This window comes from Streptomyces antibioticus (assembly GCF_002019855.1).
GTDB lineage: Bacteria > Actinomycetota > Actinomycetes > Streptomycetales > Streptomycetaceae > Streptomyces > Streptomyces antibioticus_B.
In genome coordinates this window covers 461,226-482,962 of sequence record NZ_CM007717.1, presented here as the reverse complement: position 1 = coordinate 482,962, position 21,737 = coordinate 461,226, and the positions used below count along the sequence as shown (strand labels likewise).

Below are 21,737 nucleotides of genomic sequence, written 5' to 3'. Positions count from 1 at the left end.
CCGCCCCCGACGAGAGGTACCCCGTGCAGCAGTCCGTCCTCGACCGCGCGCTCGACTGTGTCGTCGGCGCCCTCGCGACCACCGTCGAGCTGGACGGCATCGCCCTGCACCGGGCACCGGAGGCGGGACGCCGGCAACTGGCCGACCCCATGTACGAGTTCAGCAGCACCGTCCCCTCGGGGGTGCGGCTGGAGCTGGTCACGGACGCCGCCGAGGTCGAGCTGGTGGCCCGGTTCACCGAGGCCCTGCCGCTCGGCGGGACCCCCAGCGGCAGCGTCCTCGACCTGGTGGTGGACGGGGAGCTGCGGGAACCGGTGGTCGTGCGGGAGGAGAACCTCATCTTCCACGACCCCGCCACGGCGGACGTACGGCTCCAGCCGGCCGACCCCGCCCACGTCAGGTTCGCCCTCGGCCGCGCGGGCCGGGAGCGGCGGGTGGAGATCTGGCTGCCGGTCTCCCGTGGGTTCCGGCTGGTCGACGTACGGGTCCCGGCGGGGGCGACGGTGCGTCCGGCACCGCCGAGCGGACCCGTGTGGGTGCACCACGGCAGCTCCATCAGCCAGTGCGCGGAGGCGGACCGGCCCACCGCCACCTGGCCGGCCGTCGTCGCACGCGCGGCGGGCCGGTCCCTGGTCAACCTCGCGCTCGCGGGCGAATGCCATCTGGACCCCTTCGTGGCCCGCGCCCTGCGCGATCTGCCCGCGGCCGCGATCAGCCTCGAACTGGGCATCAACGTGCTCAACGGCGACAGCATGCGCGAACGCGCCTTCGTGCCCGCCTTCCACGGATTCCTCGACACGATCCGCGAGGGCAGGCCCGACACACCGATCCTCGTCGTCACGCCCATCGTCTGCCCGGCCGCCGAGACCCGGCCGGGACCCACGCTCCTCGGCTCCGACGGCGTCGTCCGCACCGTCGACCGTCCCGCCGTGCTCGCGGACGGGGCGCTCACCCTCACCCGCATCCGCGAACTGCTCACCCGGCACGTCGAGGCCCGCCGCGCCGACGGCGACGAACGGCTCCATGTCGTCGACGGGACCACCCTGTTCGGACCGGACGACGTCGCCGACCTCCCCGACGGCCTGCACCCCAACACCGCCGGCTACGCCCGGATCGCCGCCCGCTTCCTGCCGGTGGCCTTCGGCCCCGAAGGGGTGCTGCGCCCCTCCTGACGTCAGGAGCCGGCCTCCGCCTCCAGCTCGCGCTTCAGGTTGCGCAGGGTCCGGGCGATGTTGGCCGTCTGGAAGTCGGCGAAGGTCCGGCCGCCCGTGACCAGCCGGTCGAAGGCGTGCGCGACGAGCGCGGGCCAGGCGCGCCGGTCGTCGGTCCAGGTCTCCGTGACCCGGGTGGCCGCGCCCTCGGGCTCGAAGCGGTACTCCCAGGTCGCTATCGGCCCCCGCAGCCGCGGCCGGCCGAGCCCGATCGCGTGCACCCGGAACGCGAAGCGCCGCCCCTCGTCCGCCGCCGTCACCGTGCACCGGGTGACCCAGCGGAACGGCCCCCGCTTGTTGCGCCCCTCGAACGTCGTCCCCAGCGCGGCGGACACGTCCGGCTCCGCCACCGCGGCCCCGAGGTTCTCCGGACTCCACCGGCCCATCTGCGCGGGCCGGCTGACCGCCGCGTACGCGACCTCCGGAGGGACCTCGACGACAATGCTGCCGGACACGGTGAACCTGCGGGCCACGACGACTCCGTTCGTTGGGAACGCGCATCCTACTCGCCGGTAGGAAGCCGACCTGCTCGGGACCGGCATGCCGGGTCCTCGGGGAGAGCGTTGATACCGTCGCTCCCGCACCCCCCATCGAGAGAGGCCCGATGCCCCCGACGATCCGCAGGGCCGTGATCCCCGCCGCGGGACTCGGCTCCCGACTGCTGCCCCTCACCAAGGCGATCCCCAAGGAGATGCTCCCGGTCGGCGACAAACCGGTCGTGGAGCACACCGTGCGGGAGCTGGTGGACTCCGGCATCACCGACATCACGATCGTGGTCAGCGGCGGCAAGTCCCTCATCCAGGAGCACTTCCGGCCCAACCCGGCGCTCGTCGCGCAGTTGCGCGCCGACGGCAAGGAGGCGTACGCGGACGCCGTGGAGGAGGTCTCCGACCTGGCCCGCCGCGGCCACATCAGCTACCTCGACCAGCACGGCCCGTACGGCAACGGCACCCCGGTCCTCAACGCGGCCCGCTCGTTCGGCGACGAACCCGTCCTCGTGCTGTGGCCCGACGACGTGTTCGTGGCCGAGGTGCCCCGGGCCCAGCAGCTCATCCGCGCCTACGAGCAGACCGCCTGCCCGGTCCTGGCCCTGCTGCCCATGGACCCGGCCGACTCCCAGCGCTACGGCGTCCCCATCGTCCGCGAGAACCTGGGCGACGGACAGCTCCGGATCACCGGCCTGGTCGAGAAGCCCAGACCCGAGGACGCCCCCTCCTCGTACGCGGCCATCGGCGGCTATGTCATCACCCCCGGCATCGTCGACGAACTGCGCGAGCAGACCCGCCTCTGGTACGAGGCCGTCAAGAAGGGCCGGACGCCGGGCGAGGTCTATCTGACCGACGCGATCAACGCCTACGCCGCCAGCCGCGCCGTCTACGGCCAGGTCATCCAGGGCACCTGGTACGACACCGGCAACCCGGCCGACTATCTGGTGGCCCAGATGGCCCACGCCCTCGCGCACCCCGAGTACGGCCCCGTCCTGCGCGACCTGGTCCGGCGCCTGGACTCCCCGGCCTGAGCGGCACGGACGCCGCCGCCCGCCCCGGAGGTGATCGGGGCGGGCGGCGGCGTGCGCAGGGCTCGGTGGACTACTTGGTGAGCGCCGACAGCTTCGGGTCGTTGGCGTACGCCTCGGCCGCGTTGTCCTTCGTCACGATGACGGGCGGCAGGAGGTACGACGGGACGACCTTGACACCGTTGTCGTACGACTTGGTGTCGTTGATGGTCGGCTTGTCGCCCTTCTGGAGGGCCTTGACCATGTTGACGGTCTCCGCGACGAGCTTGCGGGTGTCCTTGTTGATGGTCGAGTACTGCTCACCGGCCATGATCGACTTCACCGACTCGACCTCGGAGTCCTGGCCGGTGACGACCGGGACGGCCTTGCCGGCGCCCTTGACCGAGGTGAGGATCGCGCGGGCGAGGGTGTCGTTCGGGGACAGGACGCCGTCGAGGGTCTTCTTGCCGCCGTAGGCCGAGGTCAGCAGCGAGTCCATGCGCTGCTGGGCGTTCTCCGCCTTCCAGCCCTGCGTGGCCGTCTGCTTGATGTCGGTCTGACCCGATCCGACAACGATGTCGCCCTTGTCGATGAGGGGCTTCAGGACCTCCATCGCGCCGTCGAAGAACACCTTGGAGTTGTTGTCGTCCGGCGAGCCGGAGAACAGCTCGATGGTCCAGGGGCCCTTCGCCTTCTTCGCCTTCATGCCGTCGATCAGGGCCTGGCCCTGGAGCTGGCCGACCTTGAAGTTGTCGAAGGCGATGTAGTAGTCGACGTCCGGGGTGTTGGTGATCAGACGGTCGTAGGCGATGACGGTGGCGCCCTCCTCCTTGGCCTGCTTCACCTGGGTGGCGAGCTGGGAGGCGTCGGTCGCGCCGATCACGATGACCTTCGCGCCCTTGGTGACCATGGAGGAGATCTGCGCCTGCTGGTCGGCGACGGTCGTCGAGGCGCCCGCGTACTGGACGTCGGCCTTGAAGCCCGCGTCCTTGAGGCCCGAGGTGAACAGGTCACCGGCGAGCACCCAGTTCTCCGACGTCTTGGCGGGCAGCGCCACGCCGATCAGGGAGTCCTGCTTGAAGCCCTTGCCGTCGGCGCTGTCGCTGCTGGTGGAGCCCTCGCGTTCGTTGGAGCAGGCCGCGGTGCCCAGGGTGAGCAGGGCGACGGCGCCGACGGCGGCGATGCTTCTGATGACGGATGTGCGCATGGTGGAGGTGAACCCTTCGTGTGGTGCTGGTGCCTTGAGTGAGCTGTGCCGTCGAACGCGGCGGAGGCGGTGCGGTGGAACCGCCGGACCGTGTGACCGTGCCCGGTCGTGCCGGGAGAGGGGGGACCGGACACCCGGTTGTCAGGGGACCGGGTGTCCGGTCGTCTGGGGGGAGGAGGACGGGTCGCGGCCGGTCAGCCCGCCACCTTGGCCTTGTCGGCGTCCGGATCGGAGGCCGGGGCCGCGGGCGCGGCCGGCGCCCCCGGATCGTCCCGCCGGAACGGACGTGTCAGTGTGCCGATGATCGAGAACCGTCCCTGGCTCTTGTTGTAGACGTCGAAGGCGACGGCCAGCAGGAGCACCAGACCCTTGATGATCTGGACCATGTCGGAGCCGACGCCCTCCAGTTGGAGGCCGTTGTTGAGCAGGGCCATCACCAGACCGCCGACGATCGAGCCGCTGACGGTGCCGAGACCGCCGGAGACCGCCGCGCCGCCGATGAACACGGCCGCGATGGCGTCCAGTTCCCAGCTCAGACCGTCCTGCGGGCCGGAGGCCGACGACCGGGCCACGAAGATCATGCCGGCCAGCGCGGCCAGCACCGACATGTTCATCATGACGAGGAAGTTGACCCGCTTGAGCTTCACCCCGGACAGCTCCGCTGCGCGGGCGTTGCCGCCCACGGCGTAGATGTGCCGTCCGCCCACGGTGTTGCGGGTGTAGAAGGAGTAGGCGAGGACCAGGACGATCAGGATGATGCCGGAGATCGGCAGGCTGGTGCCGACCCGGCCGCCGGCGAACCGGAGCGTCGCGAAGACGATCACGCCGATCATGACGGCCAGCCGGATGCCCGCGACCCACAGCGGAGCCGTGTCGGCCCCCATCTCACGGCGGGTCTGCCGCGCCCGCCACTCCCGCCACACCACACCGGCGCAGGCGGCCACGCCGAGCAGCAGCGTCAGGTTGTTGTAGCCGGTGTCGGGCCCCACCTCGGGCAGGAAGCCGGCGCCGATCTCCCGGAAGCCCTCGGGCACCGGCACCGTGTCGGCGTTGCCGATGTACTGGTTGCCGCCGCGGAACAGCAGCATCCCGGCGAGGGTCACGATGAAGGCCGGTACGCCGATGTAGGCGACCCAGAAGCCCTGCCAGGCGCCGATCGCCGCGCCGACGAGCAGCCCGAGCACGATCCCCAGCGGCCACGGCAGGTCGTACTCCTGCATCGCCTTGGCGACGACGATGCCGGTGAACGCGGCGACCGAGCCGACCGACAGGTCGATGTGCCCGGCGACGATCACCATCAGCATGCCGATGGCCAGGATCAGGATGTACGAGTACTGGCTGACCACCGCGATGAGGTTGCCGGAGGTCAGCGTCAGGCCGTCGGTCCAGATCTGGAACAGCAGGACGATCGCCACCAGGGTGGAGATCATGCCGAACTGGCGGGCGTTGGAGGTCGAGCCCCCGAAGAGGTTCTTCTGAAGGTCAGTTATACGGCTCATGGAGTGGGGCTCTTCTTGGTAGCGGTCATCTGCTTCATCAGGAGTTCCGGGTCGGCGTCGGCGCGCGCCACATCGCCCGTGATGGTGCCCTCGAACACCGTGTAGATGCGGTCGCACAGGCCGATCAGCTCGGGCAGCTCGGAGGAGATGACGACAACTCCCTTGCCCTGGGCCACCAGCCGCTGGATGATCCCGTAGATCTCGAACTTGGCGCCCACGTCGATGCCGCGGGTGGGCTCGTCGAGGATCAGCAGGTCCGGGTCGGTGAACATCCACTTCGCCAGGACGACCTTCTGCTGATTGCCGCCGGAGAGCTTGACGACGCCCTCGTCGACGTTCGGCGTCTTGATCCGCAGGCTGCGGCGGTACTCCTCGGCGATGCGGTGCTCGCGCACCGGGTCGATGACGCTGTTGCGTGCGATCTTCGACAGTTTGGCGGCCACCATCGAGGTCTTGATGTCGTCCAGCAGGTTCAGACCGATCGACTTGCGGTCCTCGCTGACGTAGGCGAGGCCGTGCCGGATGGCGTCCGACACCGTCTTGAGCCGGATCTCCTTGCCGTCCTTGAAGACCTGACCGGACAGCCAGGTGCCGTAGGAGCGGCCGAAGAGGCTCATCGCGAGTTCGGTGCGGCCCGCGCCCATGAGTCCGGCGAAGCCGACGATCTCGCCGCGCCGGACGTGGAAGGACGAGCCCTTGCACACCAGCCGTTCGTCCGAACTCGGGTGCCGTACCGTCCAGTCGCGGACCTCGAAGAAGACCTCGCCGATGTCCGGGGTGTGGTCGGGGAAGCGGCTGTCGAGCTCCCGGCCGACCATGCCGCGCACGATCCGGTCCTCGTTGACGCCGTCCGCCTGCACGTCGAGGCTCTCGATGGTCCGGCCGTCGCGCAGGATGGTGATGGTGTCGGCGACCGCCTCGATCTCGTTCAGCTTGTGCGAGATGATGATCGAGGTGATGCCCCGCTCGCGGAAGCCGCGCAGCAGGTCGAGCAGATGCCGGGAGTCGTCCTCGTTGAGGGCCGCGGTCGGCTCGTCGAGGATCAGCAGCTTCACGTCCTTCGCGAACGCCTTGGCGATCTCGACGAGTTGCTGCTTGCCGACGCCGATGTCCTTGATCAGCGTGTCGGGGTCCTCCCGGAGGCCGACCTGCTCCATCAGCTCCAGGGCCCGGCGCTGGGCGGTCTTCCAGTCGATGGCGCCGCGGCGGCGCGGTTCGTTGCCGAGGAACAGGTTCTCGGTGATCGACATACCGGGCACCAGCGCCAGCTCCTGGTGGATGATCACGATGCCGGCCTGCTCGCTGGCCCGGATGTCGTGGAAGCGGACCTGCTCGCCCCGGTAGACGATGTCGCCGCTGTAGCTGCCGTACGGGTGCACCCCGCTCAGCACCTTCATCAGCGTGGACTTGCCGGCGCCGTTCTCGCCGCAGATCGCGTGGATCTCACCTTCCCGCACGACGAGGCTGACGTCGGCGAGCGCGGTGACGCCGGGGAAGGTCTTGGTGATCGACCGCATCTCCAGCAGGGTCGTGGCGGTGGGTGTCATGAGCGGTGCTCCCCACCGCCGGGAGCCCGCGAAGCGGTCCCCGGGCCTTCGGGCCTGCGGCATTGCATGGACATCTACTTGCCTCCGATGGCACTGCCCGGTGCCTTCGTGTCCGGGATGTTTCGTCTGCGCCCGGACACTAAATCCATTTGTTTTACTAAGTCAATGGGGTGCGGGAGATATGTTGTCGGGGGGTTACGAGAGAGGACCGTGCGTGCGGCAGGCAGGAACGAACCTTCCCAAGGTCGGGCGATACAACCGGGCCGTGGTCCTGGACCAGATCCAGCTCGCCGACGGCATCAGCCGCGTCGAGATCGCCCAGCACACCGGTCTCACCCCGCAGACGGTCTCGGGCATCGTGCGGCGGCTGCTCGACGAGGGGATCGTGCGCGAGGACGGCGCGAGCCGGGGGGCGACCGGCGGCAAGCCCCGCACCACCCTGCGGGTCAACGCCGACGCGGGCAGCGCCGTCGGGCTGCACTTCGACCCGGTCGAGCTGAGCTGCACCGTGGTCGACCTGCTCGGCCGGCCCCTCGTCGTCAAGAAGCGCCCCACGCACCCCGGCATCGACCCGGCGCAGGTCGTGAAGGACATGGCGGAACTCGTCGCCGACGTGCTCGCCGAGACGGGCGTCGCCCGCGACCGGGTCCTCGGCCTCGGCCTCGCGACCCCCGGTCCGATCGACGTCGCGCAGGGCGTGATCGTCGGCGCCCCCCAGCTCTCCGGCTGGACCCGGGTGCCCGTGCAGCACATGCTGAGCGAGGCCACCGGGCTCCCGGTCACCCTCGACAACGACGCCACCGCCGCCGCGGTGGGGGAGCGCTGGTCCGGCGCGGGGCGCGGGGTCGCGAACTTCGCCTACTTCTTCCTCGGCACCGGCATCGGCGGCGGACTCATCCTCAACCACCAGGTGTACCGCGGCGGTTCGCTCAACGCGGGCGAGTTCGGACACTCCTCGGTGCTGCCCGACGGGCCGTTGTGCTACTGCGGCAACCGGGGGTGTCTGGAGGGGCTCGTCAACCCCACCGCGATCGTCGCCGAGGTGCACCGCAGACTCGCCGCCGGGCCGCACCCGGACAGCGCGCTGGCGCGGACGTTCGCCGAGGACCCCGGCGCCGTCGACCACGCCGCCGTCCGCGTCGCCGCGGCCGCCGGCGACCCGGTCGCGGCGGCCGTCATCGACGAGACCGCCCACCATGTCGCCTCCGTCGCGGTCGACATCGCGAACTTCATCGACGTGGACCTCATCGTCCTCGGCGGCCACGGCATCCAGCACGTCGAGTCGCGCTACGTCGACACCGTCGCCGCGGCCCTGGCGAGCCGCCCCCTGGCCCGCCACATCAGGGTCGTCGAGGTCGAGGCGTCCCCCCTCGGCACGGACGCGGCGGTGGTCGGCAGCGCGGCCCTCGTCCTGCACGCCACGTACTCACCCCAGCTCTCGGCACTCGTGGGGACGACGGTGACCCCGGCCTGAACCGAAACCCGCCTCTTCCGTCCGGGCCCGGGCCCGGCTCGCCGCCCGCCCGCGCCGCGTGACGCGGGCCTGCCGCGCGTGCGCGCGTGGCCGTCCCGCCTGCCGCGGGCTGGCCGCACCTGTGCCCGCCGTGCCCGCCGCGGGCCGCACGCGCCTGCCGGGTGCCTGCTGACGCGCTGTGGGCCTGGCGCGCGGGTCACCCCGCTTGGCGCGTGGGCCGGCCCCGCCTGGGGCGTGCCTGCCGCACCTGTGGCAGCCCTGCTGCACCGGTGCCTGCCCTGGCGCACCTGTGCCGCCCTGCCCGCCGCGGGCCGCACGTGCCCGCCGGGTGCCTGCCGACGGGCTGCGGGCCTGGCGCGCGGGTCACCCCGCTTGGCGCGTGGGCCGGCCCCGCCTGGGGCGTGCCTGCCGCACCTGTGGCAGCCCTGCTGCACCGGTGCCTGCCCTGGCGCACCTGTGCCGCCCTGCCCGCCGCGGGCCGCACGTGCCCGCCGGGTGCCTGCCGACGGGCTGCGGGCCTGGCGCGCGGGTCACCCCGCTCGGCGCGTGGGCCGACTCCGCCTGCCGCGGGCTGGCCGCACCTGTGCCCGCCGTGCCCGCCGCGGGCCGCATGCGCCCGCCGGGTGTCTGCCGACGCGCTGTGGGTCTGGCGCGCGGGTCATCCCGCTTGGCGCGTGGGTCGGCCCCGCCTGGGGCGTGCCTGCCGCACCCGTGCCCGCCCTGCCCGCCCCAGGCCGCACGCGCCTGCCGGGTGCCTGGCCTGTGCACCGCACGCCGTCCCGTCGGCCACGTACGCCCCACCGCACGCCGTCCCGTCGGCCACGTACCCCCGCCCGGTGGACGGGCCCCGCCCGCCGCAGGTGGCCGTATCCGCCGGGGCCACGCACCTGATCCACATGCCGTGGCCCCCGGGCTGGCTTACCGTGCCGGTATGGGCGTCAGGGGTCGCGCCGGATGACCGGGTCCACTGAGCAGACAGATGTGGTCGATGCGCTCGGTGACGCCCTGGCCGCCGCCGTGCGTCGTACCGGAGCCCAGTCCGGCGGTGTCTATCTGCTGGACCAGGCCGAGGGTGTGCTCGGGCTGGTGTCGCTCTGCGGGGCGCCGGTCGACGCCTTCGCGCCCTGGTGGCGGACCACGTACGCCGCGCACGGTCCCGCCCAGGACGCGATCCGCGGTGAGCGGCTCGTCTGGGTCAGCTCGCTGGAGGAGCTGGCCCGCTGCTATCCGCGCGCCGCCGCCAACATTCCCTATCAACTCGCCTTCGCCGTCGTCCCGTTCAGGGACGTCCGGCACTGCCGGGGCGCGCTGCTGCTGATGTGGGCCCCCGGCCGTTCTCCCCGGCTCAGCCGCCGCGAACGCGGGCACATCGCCTACAGCGTCCGACGCCTCGCCCGGGTCCTGAACACCGCCCCCGGCCCGCCCGTCATCCCCGACCGGCCCCGCTTCGTCCACCTCCATCACACCCAGCCGGGACCGCAGTCCCCGCACGCGGCGGCCGGCCTGGTGGAACGCCTTCCGCTCGGCACCCTCGCCCTCGACGTCGGCGGCCGCGTCGCCTACGTGAACACCGCAGCCGGCGCCCTGCTCGGCCGGCCCCCGGCCCACCTGCTGGGCAGCCGGCCCGGGGATTCGCTGCCCTGGCTCGACACCATCGCCTACATGGACGCGTACCGCACGGCCCTGACCAGCCGCGAGCCCGTCGCCCTGACCGTCCTGCGCCCGCCGGACCAGTGGCTCGACCTGCGCTTCCACACCGACGACAGCGGCACCAGCATCCTCATCACCCCCGACCGGTCCTCCAGACCCGCCGGGACCCCGCCGCCCGCGAGCACCGTGGGCATGCCGGAGAGCCGGATCCATCTGCTGATGACGATGGCGGCCGCGCTCACCGAGACCATCGGCGTCCAGGACGTCGTGGACCTGGTCGCCGAACAGATCCTGCCCGCCTTCGGCGCCCACGGCATGATCATGTACACCGCCGACGGGGCCCGGATGCACATCATCGGCCACCGCGGCTACGACCCCGCCGTGGTCGAGCTGATCGACGGACTGCCCGTGGACACCGAGCTGACCCCCGCGGGCCGCGTCCTGGCCACCGGCACCTCGTCGTTCTTCGCCAGCCGCGCCGAGCTGACCCGCGAATACCCCCGGGCGCCCCAGATCAGCGACAAGGAGGCGTGGGCCTTCCTGCCGCTGCTCAGCTCGGGACGCCCCCTCGGCGGCCTCCTCCTCGCCTACAACCACCCGCGCCTCTTCACCGCCGCCGAGCGCTCGATCCTCACCCCGCTCGCCGGACTCGTCGCCCAGGCCCTGGACCGCGCCCGGCTCTACGACGCCAAGCACGGGCTCGCCCACGCCCTCCAGCAGACGCTCCTGCCACAGGCCCTGCCGTCCGTGACCGGCCTCGAAGTCGCCGCACGCTACCTTCCCGCGGGCCACGGCATGAACATCGGCGGCGACTTCTACGACCTCATCCGGCTGACCGACACCACCGCCGCGGCCGTCATCGGAGACGTCCAGGGCCACGACATGACGGCGGCCGCCCTCATGGGCCAGGTCCGGATGGCCGTGCACTCCCACGCCACGGCCGGGGCCAGCCCCGACCAGGTGCTCGTCCGCACCGACCGCGACCTCGCCGACCTGAACGCCGGCCGGTTCGCCTCCTGTCTCTACGCCCATCTCGACCTGGCCGAGCACCGGTTGACCCTCGCCAGCGCCGGACACCCGCCCCCGCTCCTGCGGCGCCCCCACGACCGGGCGCGTGTCGTCGACGTCCGGCCGGGGCCGCCGCTCGGCATCGAGGTCGTGGCCCCCGCCTACCCGCTCACCACCCTGACCCTGGAGCCGGGCGCGGTCCTCGCCCTCTACACCGACGGCCTGGTGGAGTCCCCGGGCACCGACATGGCCCGGACCACCGCCGGCCTCGCCCGCCGTCTCGGCGCGGCCGGCGACCTCCCGCTGCACCAGCTCCTGGACCGCCTGCTCGCCCACGCCCGCCGCCGCCGCGACCGCCACACCGACGACATCGCCCTGCTCCTGCTCCAGCCGACGCCCCTCGCCCAGGCGCGAGCCGGCCCGGGTACGGTCAGCCGGCCCGACGGGTGAGCGGCTCGCGCAGGCCGAGGTGCTCGCGCAGTGTCGTCCCCGCGTACCCGGCCGGATAGACGCCGCGTTCCTGGAGTGCGGGGACGAGCAGGTTCACGATGTCGTCGAGGCCGTCGGGGATCAGGTACGGCGTGACGTTGAAGCCGTCGACGGCGCCGTGCCGCACCCAGTGCGCGAACCGGTCGGCGAGCCCGGCCGGGGTGCCGACATGGCCGCGCTGCGGGCCGAGACGGATGACCGTCTCCCGCAGCGACCAGCCGTTCGCCTCGGCCTTCTCCCGCCACTCGGCGACGACCGCGCGGGGATCGGCGACCCGCCGGGCGCCGAAGGAGCCGTCGTTCTCGGTGACGACCGGGTCCTCCTTCGGCAGCGGGCCGTCGGCGTCCCGGTCGGACAGGTCGAGCCCCCACAGCAGTCCCGCCACCCCCAGCGCGGTCGCCGGGGTGACCTGCTGGAGCCGGATCCAGTGCTTCTTCTCCAGCGCCTCCTCCTCGGTGGCGCCGATGATGATCTCCGTGCCGGGCAGGATCCGCAGATCGTCCTCGGGCCGCCCGGCCGCCCGCAGCCGCCGCCGCACGTCCTCGGCGAACGCCAGCGCGTCGTCGAAGTCGTTGCCGTGCGCGGAGAAGATCACGTCCGCGTTGCGGGCGGCGAAGTCGCGGCCCTCGCCGGAGTCCCCGGCCTGGAAGATCACCGGATGGCCCTGCGGGCTGCGCGGCAGGGTGGGCGCGAGATCCACGTCGAACTGCGGCCCCTGATGGCGGACCCGGCGCACGGCGTCCGGCGCGGCCCAGTTCGGGGCGTCCGCCGCACCGGACACCGCGCCGTCCGCCCAGCCGTCCCACAGGGCGCGCGCCACGGTGAGGAACTCCTCGGCGCGCCGGTAGCGGTCGGCGTGGTCCAGATAGCCGCCGCGCCGGAAGTTCGCGCCGGTCCAGGCGTTGTCGGTGGTCACCACGTTCCAGCCGGCGCGGCCCGCCGACAGCAGATCGAGGCCGGAGAGACGGCGGGCGAGGTCGGCGGGCTCGTTGAAGGTGGTGTTGGAGGTGCTGACCAGGCCGATCCGGTCGGTGACGGCGGCCAGCGCGGCGAGCTGGGTGACGGCGTCCGGCCGTCCCGCGACGTCGAGTTCATGGATCCGGCCGTCGACCTCGCGCAGCCGCAGACCCTCGCCGAGGAAGAACGCGTCGAACAGGCCCCGTTCGGCGGTCTGCGCGACCTTGCGGAAGTTCGCGGGGTCGATCTGGGAGCCGCTGGCCGGGTCGGACCAGACGGTCCAGTGATTGACGCCCTGGAAGAACACGCCGAAGTGCACCCGCGCGTCCGGCCGGGGCACGTCGAGGGGGTCGGTGCGGGTCATCGGATCTCCCCGAGCTGTCGGGCCGACGGGACGGCGGTGGCGTAACGGTTGGCGGGGCGCTCCAGACCCAGGTGCGTGCGCAGGGTGGCGGCGGCCAACGGGCGCACCGCGAGCCGCCGTTCGACGAGCGCCGGGATCACCAGCCGTGACAGCACGGGCAGTTCCTCGTCGAGGACCAGCGGATGCAGTCGTACGCCGTCCACCACGCCCGCCAACTCGCCCAGCAGGGCGCTGAGTCCGGTCGCCGAGCCGGTGTAGCGCAGGCGTCCGGCGTCGGCCCACGGCGCGTGCCGCGCCAGGTCGGCCACCCGGTCCTCGGCCGGGGCGTCCGCGGTGTCGAGGGCGACCTCGACCTCGGCGAACACCCGGGGCACCTGTGCGCGGACGGCGGCCGCGGCCGCGGTCACCGACGCGAGGTCCGGGCCGCCGACGAGGGCCACGTCGAGCCGGTCGGCGGGCACGGCACCCGGCCGCCCGATCACCACCAACTGCCCCTGCGGCGGCCGCGGCACGATCGCCGGACCCTTCACCGAGTAGGAACCGCCGGTGAAGTCGACGTAGTGGAGACGCTCACGGTCGAGGTAACGGCTGGTGGCCACCGAGCGGATGACCGCGTCGTCCTCCCAGGAGTCCCACAGCGCACGGCCGACGTCGACCCCGTCGGCGGCCTCGCGAGCCCGCGCCTGGGCACCCTCGACCGGCGGGCGGCCCCAGGCGCGCGCCGCCTCCGGAGCCGTCTCGTCCCCCACGACCCACCCGGCGCGCCCGGACGAGATGTGGTCCAGGGACGCCAACTGGCTGGAGACGTGGAACGGTTCGGCGTAGGTCACCGGCACCACGGGCGCGATGCCGACCACGCTCGTCGTCGCGGCGAGGAACGCGGCCCGCTCCACCGCGCCGATCCGCCCCACGACATCGGACGCGCCGCCCGGCGGCAGCGCCCCGTCCTCCAGGGTGACGAGGGTGAAGCCCGCGTTCTCCGCGGCGGCGGCGACACCGGCCGTCCGGCGCGCGGTGAGCAGGTGGTCGGGGGAGTGGGCGGCGCGGCGCCAGGCCGCGGGATGGGCGCCGTCGCCGTCGATTTCGAGGGCGAGCCGCAGGGCGGGGCCGGACATCGGGGGTTCCTTCCGAGGACACGTCGAGACGGCCGGCCCGGTGGCCGGCGAGGTCAGGGGCGTGCGGAAGGACAGACTGCCGAGGCGGTGCGGCAGTAGTCGACGTGGCGCCGGATGATCAGCCGCGCACCCGTGCCGGCACCGCGCGGTGCCGCGCCAGGAACACGCATGAGGCCTCCACCCTCACCACCTCGGACCGGTCGCCTCAACCTACGCCGCGCGGCCCGGGCTCGTGTTGCGGGCTCATGAAATCCGGCGGGGCACGGGCCCGGACGGGATGACACCCGCGCGCGGGGCGGTTGCAGCCGACATCGACATCCGCTGACGAACGGCCCGAACGCCTCAGGGAGTGCACATGACCGTCCAGACCGGCCAGGACATCGACCGCACCGGTTTCGTCCAGGCGTGGGAGGAGTGGCACCGGCAGAAGGAGGAGGTGCTGTCCGGCCCGCACGGCTTCCTCGCCATCACCAGCCTGCGCTGGCTGAGTCCCGAGCCGGCCCGCTTCGACGACGCGCCCGGCGCCTGGTCCACCACCGACGAGGGCATCGTCGTCGACCTCGCGCCGGACGAGGAACTGACCGTGGACGGCACCGTGGTGCGCGGCCGCCATGTGTTCGGCGTGATCGCGGAGCGCGCCAGCGTCTACGCCGGCGCCGGTGACGCGCTGATCGAGGTCGCCAAGCGCGGCGGCCACGACATCGTCCGGCCCCGCCACCCCGGCAACGCCCTGCGGACCGCCTTCACCCGCACGCCCACCTACGCCCCCGATCCGCGCTGGGTGCTGGAGGGCCGTTTCGTGGCGGACGCGGAGCCGCGGCCGGTGACGGTCGGCGCCGCGGTGGAGGGGCTGGAGCACGTCTACGATTCCCCCGGCCGGGTCGAGTTCGAGCTGGACGGCGAGACGTATCGGCTGACCGTGTTCAACGGCAAGACACCGGGCGCGCTGTCGGTCCTCTTCACGGACGCGACCTCGGGCGTGACGACGTACGCCGCGAACCGCTCCCTCCAGCTCGGGCCGCCGGACGCCGACGGCCGGGTGACGATCGACTTCAACCGGGCGGCCAATCTCCCCTGCGCCTACACGGACCTGGCGACCTGCCCGCTACCGCCGACGGAGAACCGACTGCCCGTGGCGGTGAAGGCGGGCGAACGCATTCCGCTGGAGCGGGGTGGGGCGGCGTGACGGACGGGTGGGGGTGACGTGGCCGGGGGGATCCCGGCCTCGGGGGTGTGGGTGGGCGTCGGGTGATGCCGACCTCGGGGGCTGGGGGCGTCGGATCCTGCCGGCCTCGCGGGGTGGGGGCGTGCGGTCGGCCGACCTTGGGGGGGGCGGGGGCGTCGGGCCGTTCCGACCTCCGGGGGTGGGGGTGCGCGGCCGTCTCGGCCCCGCGGGGTGCGGCGGCGGGGCGTCGCGGCCTCGGGGGTGTGGGCGCCGGGCAGTCCCGACTTCGCGGGGTGTGGGCGCCGGGCCGTTCCGACCTTCCGGGTGGGGGTGCGCGGCCGTCTCGGCCTTGCGGGGTGTGGTGGCGGGGCGTCGCGGCCTCGGGGGTGTGGGCGTCGGGCCGTTCCGACCTTGCGGGTGGGGTTGCCCGGCAGTCCCGGCCCCGCGGGGCGTGGGGGCGGGCTTTTCCGATCTCTGGGGTGTGACGGTGGGTCGTCCGCCCTCGGGGGTGGGGGTGCGCTGCCGTCCCGGCCCTGCGGGGTGCGGCGGCGGGTTTGCCGATCTCTGGGGTGTGGCGGCGGGCCGTCCCGGCCTCGGGGGTGTGGGCGCGGGCCGTGCCGACCTTGCGGTGGAGGCGTCCGGCCGTCCCGGCCCCCGCGGAGTGCGGCGGCGGGCCATGCCGACCTCGCGGGTTGTGGTGGCGGGTCATGCCGGCCTCGGGGGTGTGGGTGCCGGGTCGTCCCGGCCTTGCGGGTGGGGGCGCCGGGCTATCCCGGCCCGTGGGGTGTGGCGTCGGGCCATGCCGACCTCGCCGGGTGTGACGGTGGGTCCCGACCTCGCGGGTGGGGGCGCCCGGCCGTCCCGACCCCATGGGGTGTGGCGCCCGGCCATCCTGCCCCCGTGAGGTGTGGACGGCGGCCACATGGGGTGGTGGGGGTGTGCTGCCTAGAGTCGGCGGCATGACCGAGCCCCTCGCCGCCTCCGCCCCTGCACCCGCCCCCGCCGCCGTCCTGGACCTCGACGGCCGTACCGCCCTCGTCACCGGCGCCGCCGGCGGCATCGGCCGTGCCTGCGCGCTGCGGCTGGCGGCGGCGGGGGCGAAGGTGCGGGCGGTCGACCGGGACGCGGCCGGTCTCGAAGGGCTCGTCGAGAGCACGGCCGGGCTGCCCGGCACCGTCGAACCGCACGTCCTGGACCTCACCGACCTGGACGCCGCCGAAGCCGCCGCCGCGGGCACGGACGTGCTGGTCAACAACGCCGGGCTCCAACTGGTCAGCCCGCTGGAGGACTTCCCCCCGGACGTCTTCCACACGGTCCTCACCGTGATGCTGGAGGCGCCCTTCCGGCTCATCCGCGGCGCCCTTCCCCATATGTACGGGCAGGGCTGGGGCCGGATCGTCAACATCTCCTCCGTCCACGGGCTGCGCGCCTCCGCCTACAAGTCGGCCTATGTGGCCGCCAAGCACGGACTGGAAGGGCTGTCCAAGACGGCCGCCCTCGAAGGCGCCGCCCGCGGCGTGACCTCGAACTGCGTCAACCCCGCCTACGTCCGCACCCCCCTGGTCGAGCGGCAGCTCGCCGACCAGGCCCGCACCCACGGCGTTCCGGAGGACCGCGTCCTGACCGAGGTGCTGCTGCGGGACAGCGCGGTGCGGCGGCTCATCGAGCCCGAGGAGGTCGCCGAGGCCGTCGCCTACCTGTGCGGCCCGCACGCGTCCTTCGTGACCGGCACCTCGCTGGTCCTGGACGGAGGCTGGACCGCGCACTGACCGGACGGACCCGACGGACCGGATGGACCCGACGAACCGGACGACCGGACGGCAGGCTGGAGGCCGGTGCCGTCCGGGCATGAGGAATCCTGTGACCATGTCCCGCCACCACGACCGCCCCGGCCACCGGCCGCCCGGCCACGACGACCCGCGCCACGGCGACATGGGGCACGACGTCACGAGCCACGACGGCACGAGCCACGTCGACACCGGCCACGACGGCACCGGTCACGACGACCTGGACGCGCCGTTCCTGGAGCTGCTCGCCCGGGGTGCTCCGGCCGAGGCGTACGAGGGGCCCGTGCTCGCGGCCCGCGCCGAGGGCAGGCCCGCCGGGCGGATCGCGGCCCTGGAGCGGGCCAAGCTCGCCGCGCTGCGGGTGCGGGCCGAGCTGGAGGGCCGCCGGCGCCGGGAGGCCGAGCTGTCGGCGCTGTTCGAGACGGCCCACGACCTGGCCGGCCTGCGGGACCTGGACGCCGTGCTGCGGGCCATCGTGCAGCGGGCCCGCTCGCTGCTCGGCACCGACATCGCCTATCTGAGCCTGCACGACCCGGACCGTGGAGACACCTACATGCGGGTCACCGAGGGCTCGGTCGCCGCCCGCTTCCAGCAGCTCCGCCTGGGCATGGGCGAGGGCCTCGGCGGTCTCGTCGCCCAGACGGCCCGCCCGTACGTCACCGACGACTACTTCCGCGACGAACGCTTCCGGCACACCGCGACCATCGACGCGGGCGTACGCGACGAGGGCCTGGTCGCGATCCTCGGCGTCCCCCTGACCCTCGGGATGAACGTCATCGGCGTGCTGTTCGCCGCCGACCGCCGCGCCCGGGTCTTCGAACGGGAGCAGATCGCCCTGCTCGGCTCCTTCGCCGCGCTGGCCGCCGCCGCCATCGACACCGCCAATCTGCTCACCGAGACCCGCTCGGCCCTGGCGGGCCTGGAGCGCGCCAACGAGATCATCCGGGACCGCAGCGGTGTCATCGAGCGCGCCTCCGACGTCCACGACCGGCTGGCCGAACTGGTCCTGCGCGGCGGCGGCGTGCACGACGTGGCCGCCGCCGTCTCCGAAGTCCTCGACGGAACGGTGGAGTTCACCGAGACGGCCGCCCCCGCGGCGGTCGCCGCCTCCCGCGCCGAGGGCCACGCCGTACGGCACCGGGACGACTGGATCGCCGCGGTGGCCGCCGGCGACGAACTGCTCGGCGCGCTCGTCCTGCACGGCCACCCCGGCCTCGACCCCGTCGACCAGCGCACCCTGGAGCGGGCCGCCATGGTGACCTCCCTGCTGCTCCTGGCCCGGCGCTCCGCCGTCGAGGCCGAACAGCGGGTGCGCGGCGAACTCCTGGACGACCTGCTCGACGCCCGCGACCGCGACCCACGCCTGCTGCGCGAGCGGGCCGCGCGGCTGCGCGCCGACCTGGACGCCACCCATGTCGTGCTCGCGGCCCGGCTCGACGGCATCGCCGCCGACGCCGACCAGGAGGCGGCTGCCCGCACCCGGCTGTGGTCCGCGGCCTCCCACCTCGCCGCCACCCGGCACGGCCTGGCCGCGGCCCGCGACGGCGGCACGGTCCTGCTGCTGCCCCTGGAACCCGGCACGACCGCCGGGGACGTGGCCCGCCGCACCGCCCGGCACCTGGGCACCGCCGTCCACGAGGCGGTCACCGTCGGCGCCTCCGCCCCGGTGCGCGGTCTCGCGGCCGACCGGCAGGCGGTCGTCGCCGCCTACGACGAGGCCCGCCGCTGCCTCGACGCGCTGCGGCTGCTGGCCCGCTCCGGGGACGGGGCGGCCGCCGAGGACTTCGGGTTCCTGGGACTCCTGCTGGCCGGCGAACGGGACGTGACCGGCTTCGTCGACCGCACCATCGGCCGGGTCGTCGCCTACGACGAACGGCGCGGAACGGAGCTGCTGCGCACCCTCGACGCGTACTTCGCCTGCGGGATGAGCCCCGTCCGCACCAAGGACGCGCTCCACGTGCACGTCAACACGGTGGCCCAGCGCCTGGACCGCGTCGCCCGTCTCCTCGGCGACGACTGGAACACCCCGGACCGCGTGCTGGAGATACAACTCGCCCTGCGCCTGCGTCTGTTGGCACTGCCCGCACAGCGCTGATCCCCGTACGCGAGCGGAGCGCACGGGGATCAGCGGTCGGAGAGGGCTCAGACGGTCCGGGCGTCCGCCGCCTCCGCCTCCGGCGCGGGGCCGGCCTCCGGGGCGGGAGCCACGTCGGCCAGATCACGGTGCCGGGTCTCCTGGGCGACGCCCACCGCGACGACGGTCACCAGCACCGCGGCGATCACGTACAGCGCGATCGGCGTCGAGCTGCCGTAGTCGGCGAGGAGCGCCGTGGCGATCAGCGGCGCCGGGGCGCCCGCCGCGACCGAGGCGAACTGGGCGCCGATGGACGCGCCCGAGTACCGCATCCGGGTGGCGAACATCTCGGAGAAGAAGGCGGCCTGCGGCGCGTACATCGCCCCGTGCAGCACCAGTCCGACGGTCACGGCGAGGACGAGACTGCCGAAGCGGCCGGTGTCCACGAGCGAGAAGAACGGGAACATCCACAGCCCGATGCCGACCGCGCCCAGCAGATAGACGGGGCGGCGGCCGATCCGGTCGGACAGCGCGCCCCAGGCCGGGATCACGGCGAAGTGCACCGCCGAGCCGATGAGCACGGCGTTGAGCGCGGTCTGCTTGGAGACGCCGGCCGAGACGGTCGCGTAGACCAGGATGAACGCGGTGATCACGTAGTAGGAGATGTTCTCCGCCATGCGCGCCCCCATCGCCACCAGCACGTCCCGCCAGTGGTGCCGGAGCACGGCCACCAGCGGCAGCCGCTCGTCGTCCTCCTTGCGGGCCTCGGCCCGTTCCCGCGCCTGCTGGAACACGGGCGACTCGTCCACGGACAGCCGGATCCACAGGCCGACGATCACCAGGACGCCGGAGAGCAGGAACGGGATCCGCCAGCCCCAGGAGCCGAACGCCGCGTCCGACAGCACGGCGGTCAGCAGGGACAGCACACCGGTCGCCAGCAACTGCCCCGCGGGCGCCCCGGTCTGCGGCCACGAGGCCCAGAACCCGCGCCGTTCGGCGTCCCCGTGCTCGGAGACCAGGAGCACGGCCCCGCCCCACTCGCCGCCGAGCGCGAAGCCCTGCACCAGACGCAGCACCGTCAGCAGCACGGGCGCGGCCGCCCCGATGCTGGCGTGCGTCGGCAGCAGCCCGATCGCGAAGGTCGCCCCGCCCATCAGCAGCAGACTCAGCACCAGCAGCTTCTTCCGGCCGAGCCGGTCGCCGTAGTGCCCGAACACCAGCGCGCCCAGCGGCCGCGCCGCGAATCCCACGGCATACGTGAGGAACGACAGCAGTGTCCCGACCAGCGGGTCCGAGTCGGGAAAGAACAGCTTGTTGAAGACGAGCGCGGCGGCGGAACCGTAGAGGAAGAAGTCGTACCACTCGATGGTCGTGCCGATGAGGCTGGCGGCGACGATGCGCTTGAGGTTGTTCGGGGCCGGTGGAGCGGTTGCGGGCGACGACATCGGCACCACTTCCTGGGGTGTGACGGGGACGTTTACGTGTCGCCACACCGTAGAAATCCGCAGGTCAGGCGCACATGTGGCAGGGCGACATAGTTCGGGTGTCGCCTATGCGTGCGGCCACCATGCCGGCTCGTGGAAAGGCCGTTCAGTCCAGGTCGGACATGTCGAGTACGAAGCGGTAGCGGACGTCGTTACGCCGGAGGCGGTCGAGGGCCTCGTTCACTCGTGCCGAGGGAAGCAGTTCGATGTCGGCGGTGATGCCGTGCTCGGCGCAGAAGTCCAGCATGGCCGCGGTAGCCGGCCTGCCGCCGCTGCCGGCGGAGCTGAGCTTCTTGCGTCCCACGAGCAGGTCGGTCGTTTCCACGGTGACGGGGCCGAGGTACCCGACGTGGCTGAGCGTTCCGTCCATGGCGACCAGGCGGAGGTACGGGCCGAGGTCGTGAGGGGCGGAAATGGTGTCGATGACGACGTCGAACCGGTCGCGGGCGTCAGCCATCTGCTCCGGGTCCGTGGAGACGATGAGGCTCCGAGCGCCGAGGCGACGGGCGTCGTCGGCCTTGTCCGGTGAGCGACTGATCACCGAGGTCTCGGCGCCGAGCGCTACGGCGATCTTGACCGCGAGGTGGCCCAGGCCGCCCAGTCCCGCCACGGCGACGCGGCTTCCCGCCCCCACGCCGAGTGCCTGGAGCGGTTCCCAGACGGTGATCCCGGCGCAGAGCAGAGGAGCGGCGGCAGCCGGATCCAGCTCCGCGGGGAGGGGGTAGGCGAAACGGTCGCGGACGACGTACTCGCGGGAGTAGCCCCCCAGGGTGTTCGATCCGTCATGCCGGTCGGTGCCGTCGTAGGTCAGGGTCGGGAAGGCGTGGCAGAAGTTCTCCTGGCCGGCCCGGCACATGGCGCACTCGCCGCACGAGTCGACGATGTTGCCCACCGCGACCGGGTCGCCGACGGCGAAGCGGGTGACCGCGGGTCCGATCTCGGTCACCACGCCGGTGAACTCGTGCCCCGGCACCAGGGGCTCACCGCGTTTGCCGTCGCGCGCGCTGACGGCGTGCAGATCCGTGCTGCACACGCCGCAATAGTCCACCCGGACCGCGAGGTCGTCGGGCCGCAGGTCGCGCCGTTTCAACGGTGCCCGTCGAAGTGCCGCCGACGGACCTTCCACCTGCCAGCCAACTGTGTTCCTCATGCCGCTTCCCCTTTAAACAGACCAGTTTGTTTGTTTCAGCGTAGGCACCTCCGACGCGCTT

The 21,737-nt window shown here is 73.1% G+C and carries 14 protein-coding genes and 1 pseudogene; 7 read left to right on the top strand and 8 right to left on the bottom strand.

Annotated elements, in window-relative coordinates:
• The first annotated feature begins 23 nt into the window (after positions 1–23).
• Complete coding sequence (locus AFM16_RS02190) at positions 24–1,172, top strand: SGNH/GDSL hydrolase family protein (protein ID WP_078631985.1); 1,149 nt, start codon at positions 24–26, stop codon at positions 1,170–1,172.
• A 2-nt stretch (positions 1,173–1,174) separates the two neighbouring features.
• On the opposite strand, the gene AFM16_RS02185 is transcribed toward AFM16_RS02190, so the two are convergent.
• Positions 1,175–1,684: an SRPBCC family protein gene (locus tag AFM16_RS02185; protein WP_078631984.1), complete on the bottom strand. Its 510-nt coding sequence runs from the start codon at positions 1,682–1,684 to the stop codon at positions 1,175–1,177.
• 131 nt (positions 1,685–1,815) lie between these two features.
• On the opposite strand from AFM16_RS02185, the gene AFM16_RS02180 reads away from it, so the two are divergent.
• Positions 1,816–2,730, top strand: a complete 915-nt coding sequence (locus AFM16_RS02180) for a UTP--glucose-1-phosphate uridylyltransferase (RefSeq protein ID WP_030780973.1) — start codon at positions 1,816–1,818, stop codon at positions 2,728–2,730.
• A 70-nt stretch (positions 2,731–2,800) separates the two neighbouring features.
• Here AFM16_RS02180 and AFM16_RS02175 read toward each other — a convergent pair whose 3' ends face one another.
• From AFM16_RS02175 to mmsA, 3 genes and pseudogenes are all read right to left on the bottom strand, one after another.
• Complete coding sequence (locus AFM16_RS02175) at positions 2,801–3,913, bottom strand: substrate-binding domain-containing protein (protein ID WP_030780970.1); 1,113 nt, start codon at positions 3,911–3,913, stop codon at positions 2,801–2,803.
• Positions 3,914–4,107: 194 nt separating this feature from the next.
• Positions 4,108–5,412, bottom strand: coding sequence for a multiple monosaccharide ABC transporter permease (gene mmsB, locus AFM16_RS02170; RefSeq protein ID WP_078631983.1), 1,305 nt, complete (start codon positions 5,410–5,412; stop codon positions 4,108–4,110).
• Positions 5,409–6,890 (bottom strand): annotated as a pseudogene (mmsA, locus tag AFM16_RS02165) (multiple monosaccharide ABC transporter ATP-binding protein); the annotation flags it as partial. The gene mmsB and the pseudogene mmsA, both read right to left, overlap by 4 nt.
• Before the next feature lie 334 nt (positions 6,891–7,224).
• Here mmsA and AFM16_RS02160 point away from each other — a divergent pair.
• Positions 7,225–8,433, top strand: a complete 1,209-nt coding sequence (locus AFM16_RS02160) for an ROK family transcriptional regulator (protein WP_245177610.1) — start codon at positions 7,225–7,227, stop codon at positions 8,431–8,433.
• A gap of 954 nt (positions 8,434–9,387) precedes the next feature.
• Entirely contained in the window at positions 9,388–11,541 is a 2,154-nt protein-coding gene (locus tag AFM16_RS02155; protein ID WP_078631980.1) for a SpoIIE family protein phosphatase, read from the top strand.
• On the opposite strand, the gene AFM16_RS02150 is transcribed toward AFM16_RS02155, so the two are convergent.
• Both AFM16_RS02150 and AFM16_RS02145 read right to left on the bottom strand, forming a co-directional pair.
• The gene (locus AFM16_RS02150) at positions 11,522–12,901 is read right to left on the bottom strand and encodes an NtaA/DmoA family FMN-dependent monooxygenase (protein WP_078631979.1); all 1,380 of its coding nucleotides are present in this window, start codon (positions 12,899–12,901) and stop codon (positions 11,522–11,524) included. The genes AFM16_RS02155 and AFM16_RS02150 overlap by 20 nt on opposite strands.
• Positions 12,898–14,016, bottom strand: a complete 1,119-nt coding sequence (locus AFM16_RS02145) for an LLM class flavin-dependent oxidoreductase (RefSeq protein WP_078631978.1) — start codon at positions 14,014–14,016, stop codon at positions 12,898–12,900. The genes AFM16_RS02150 and AFM16_RS02145 overlap by 4 nt, the downstream gene beginning before the upstream one ends.
• 355 nt (positions 14,017–14,371) lie before the next feature.
• On the opposite strand from AFM16_RS02145, the gene AFM16_RS02140 reads away from it, so the two are divergent.
• From AFM16_RS02140 to AFM16_RS02130, 3 genes are all read left to right on the top strand, one after another.
• Positions 14,372–15,202: a DUF1684 domain-containing protein gene (locus tag AFM16_RS02140; RefSeq protein ID WP_078631976.1), complete on the top strand. Its 831-nt coding sequence runs from the start codon at positions 14,372–14,374 to the stop codon at positions 15,200–15,202.
• Between the two features lie 938 nt (positions 15,203–16,140).
• Positions 16,141–16,950 (top strand): 3-hydroxybutyrate dehydrogenase, encoded by an 810-nt coding sequence (locus AFM16_RS02135; protein ID WP_030780947.1) that lies wholly within the window; start codon positions 16,141–16,143, stop codon positions 16,948–16,950.
• 97 nt (positions 16,951–17,047) lie between these two features.
• Positions 17,048–19,063: a helix-turn-helix domain-containing protein gene (locus AFM16_RS02130; RefSeq protein WP_245177609.1), complete on the top strand. Its 2,016-nt coding sequence runs from the start codon at positions 17,048–17,050 to the stop codon at positions 19,061–19,063.
• Between the two features lie 47 nt (positions 19,064–19,110).
• Here AFM16_RS02130 and AFM16_RS02125 read toward each other — a convergent pair whose 3' ends face one another.
• Together AFM16_RS02125 and AFM16_RS02120 are read right to left on the bottom strand one after the other, a co-directional pair.
• Positions 19,111–20,487, bottom strand: coding sequence for an MFS transporter (locus AFM16_RS02125; RefSeq protein WP_179123241.1), 1,377 nt, complete (start codon positions 20,485–20,487; stop codon positions 19,111–19,113).
• 145 nt (positions 20,488–20,632) lie between these two features.
• On the bottom strand, positions 20,633–21,676 hold the full coding sequence (locus AFM16_RS02120; RefSeq protein ID WP_078631973.1) for an NAD(P)-dependent alcohol dehydrogenase: 1,044 nt from the start codon (positions 21,674–21,676) through the stop codon (positions 20,633–20,635).
• Between the last annotated feature and the right edge of the window lie 61 nt (positions 21,677–21,737).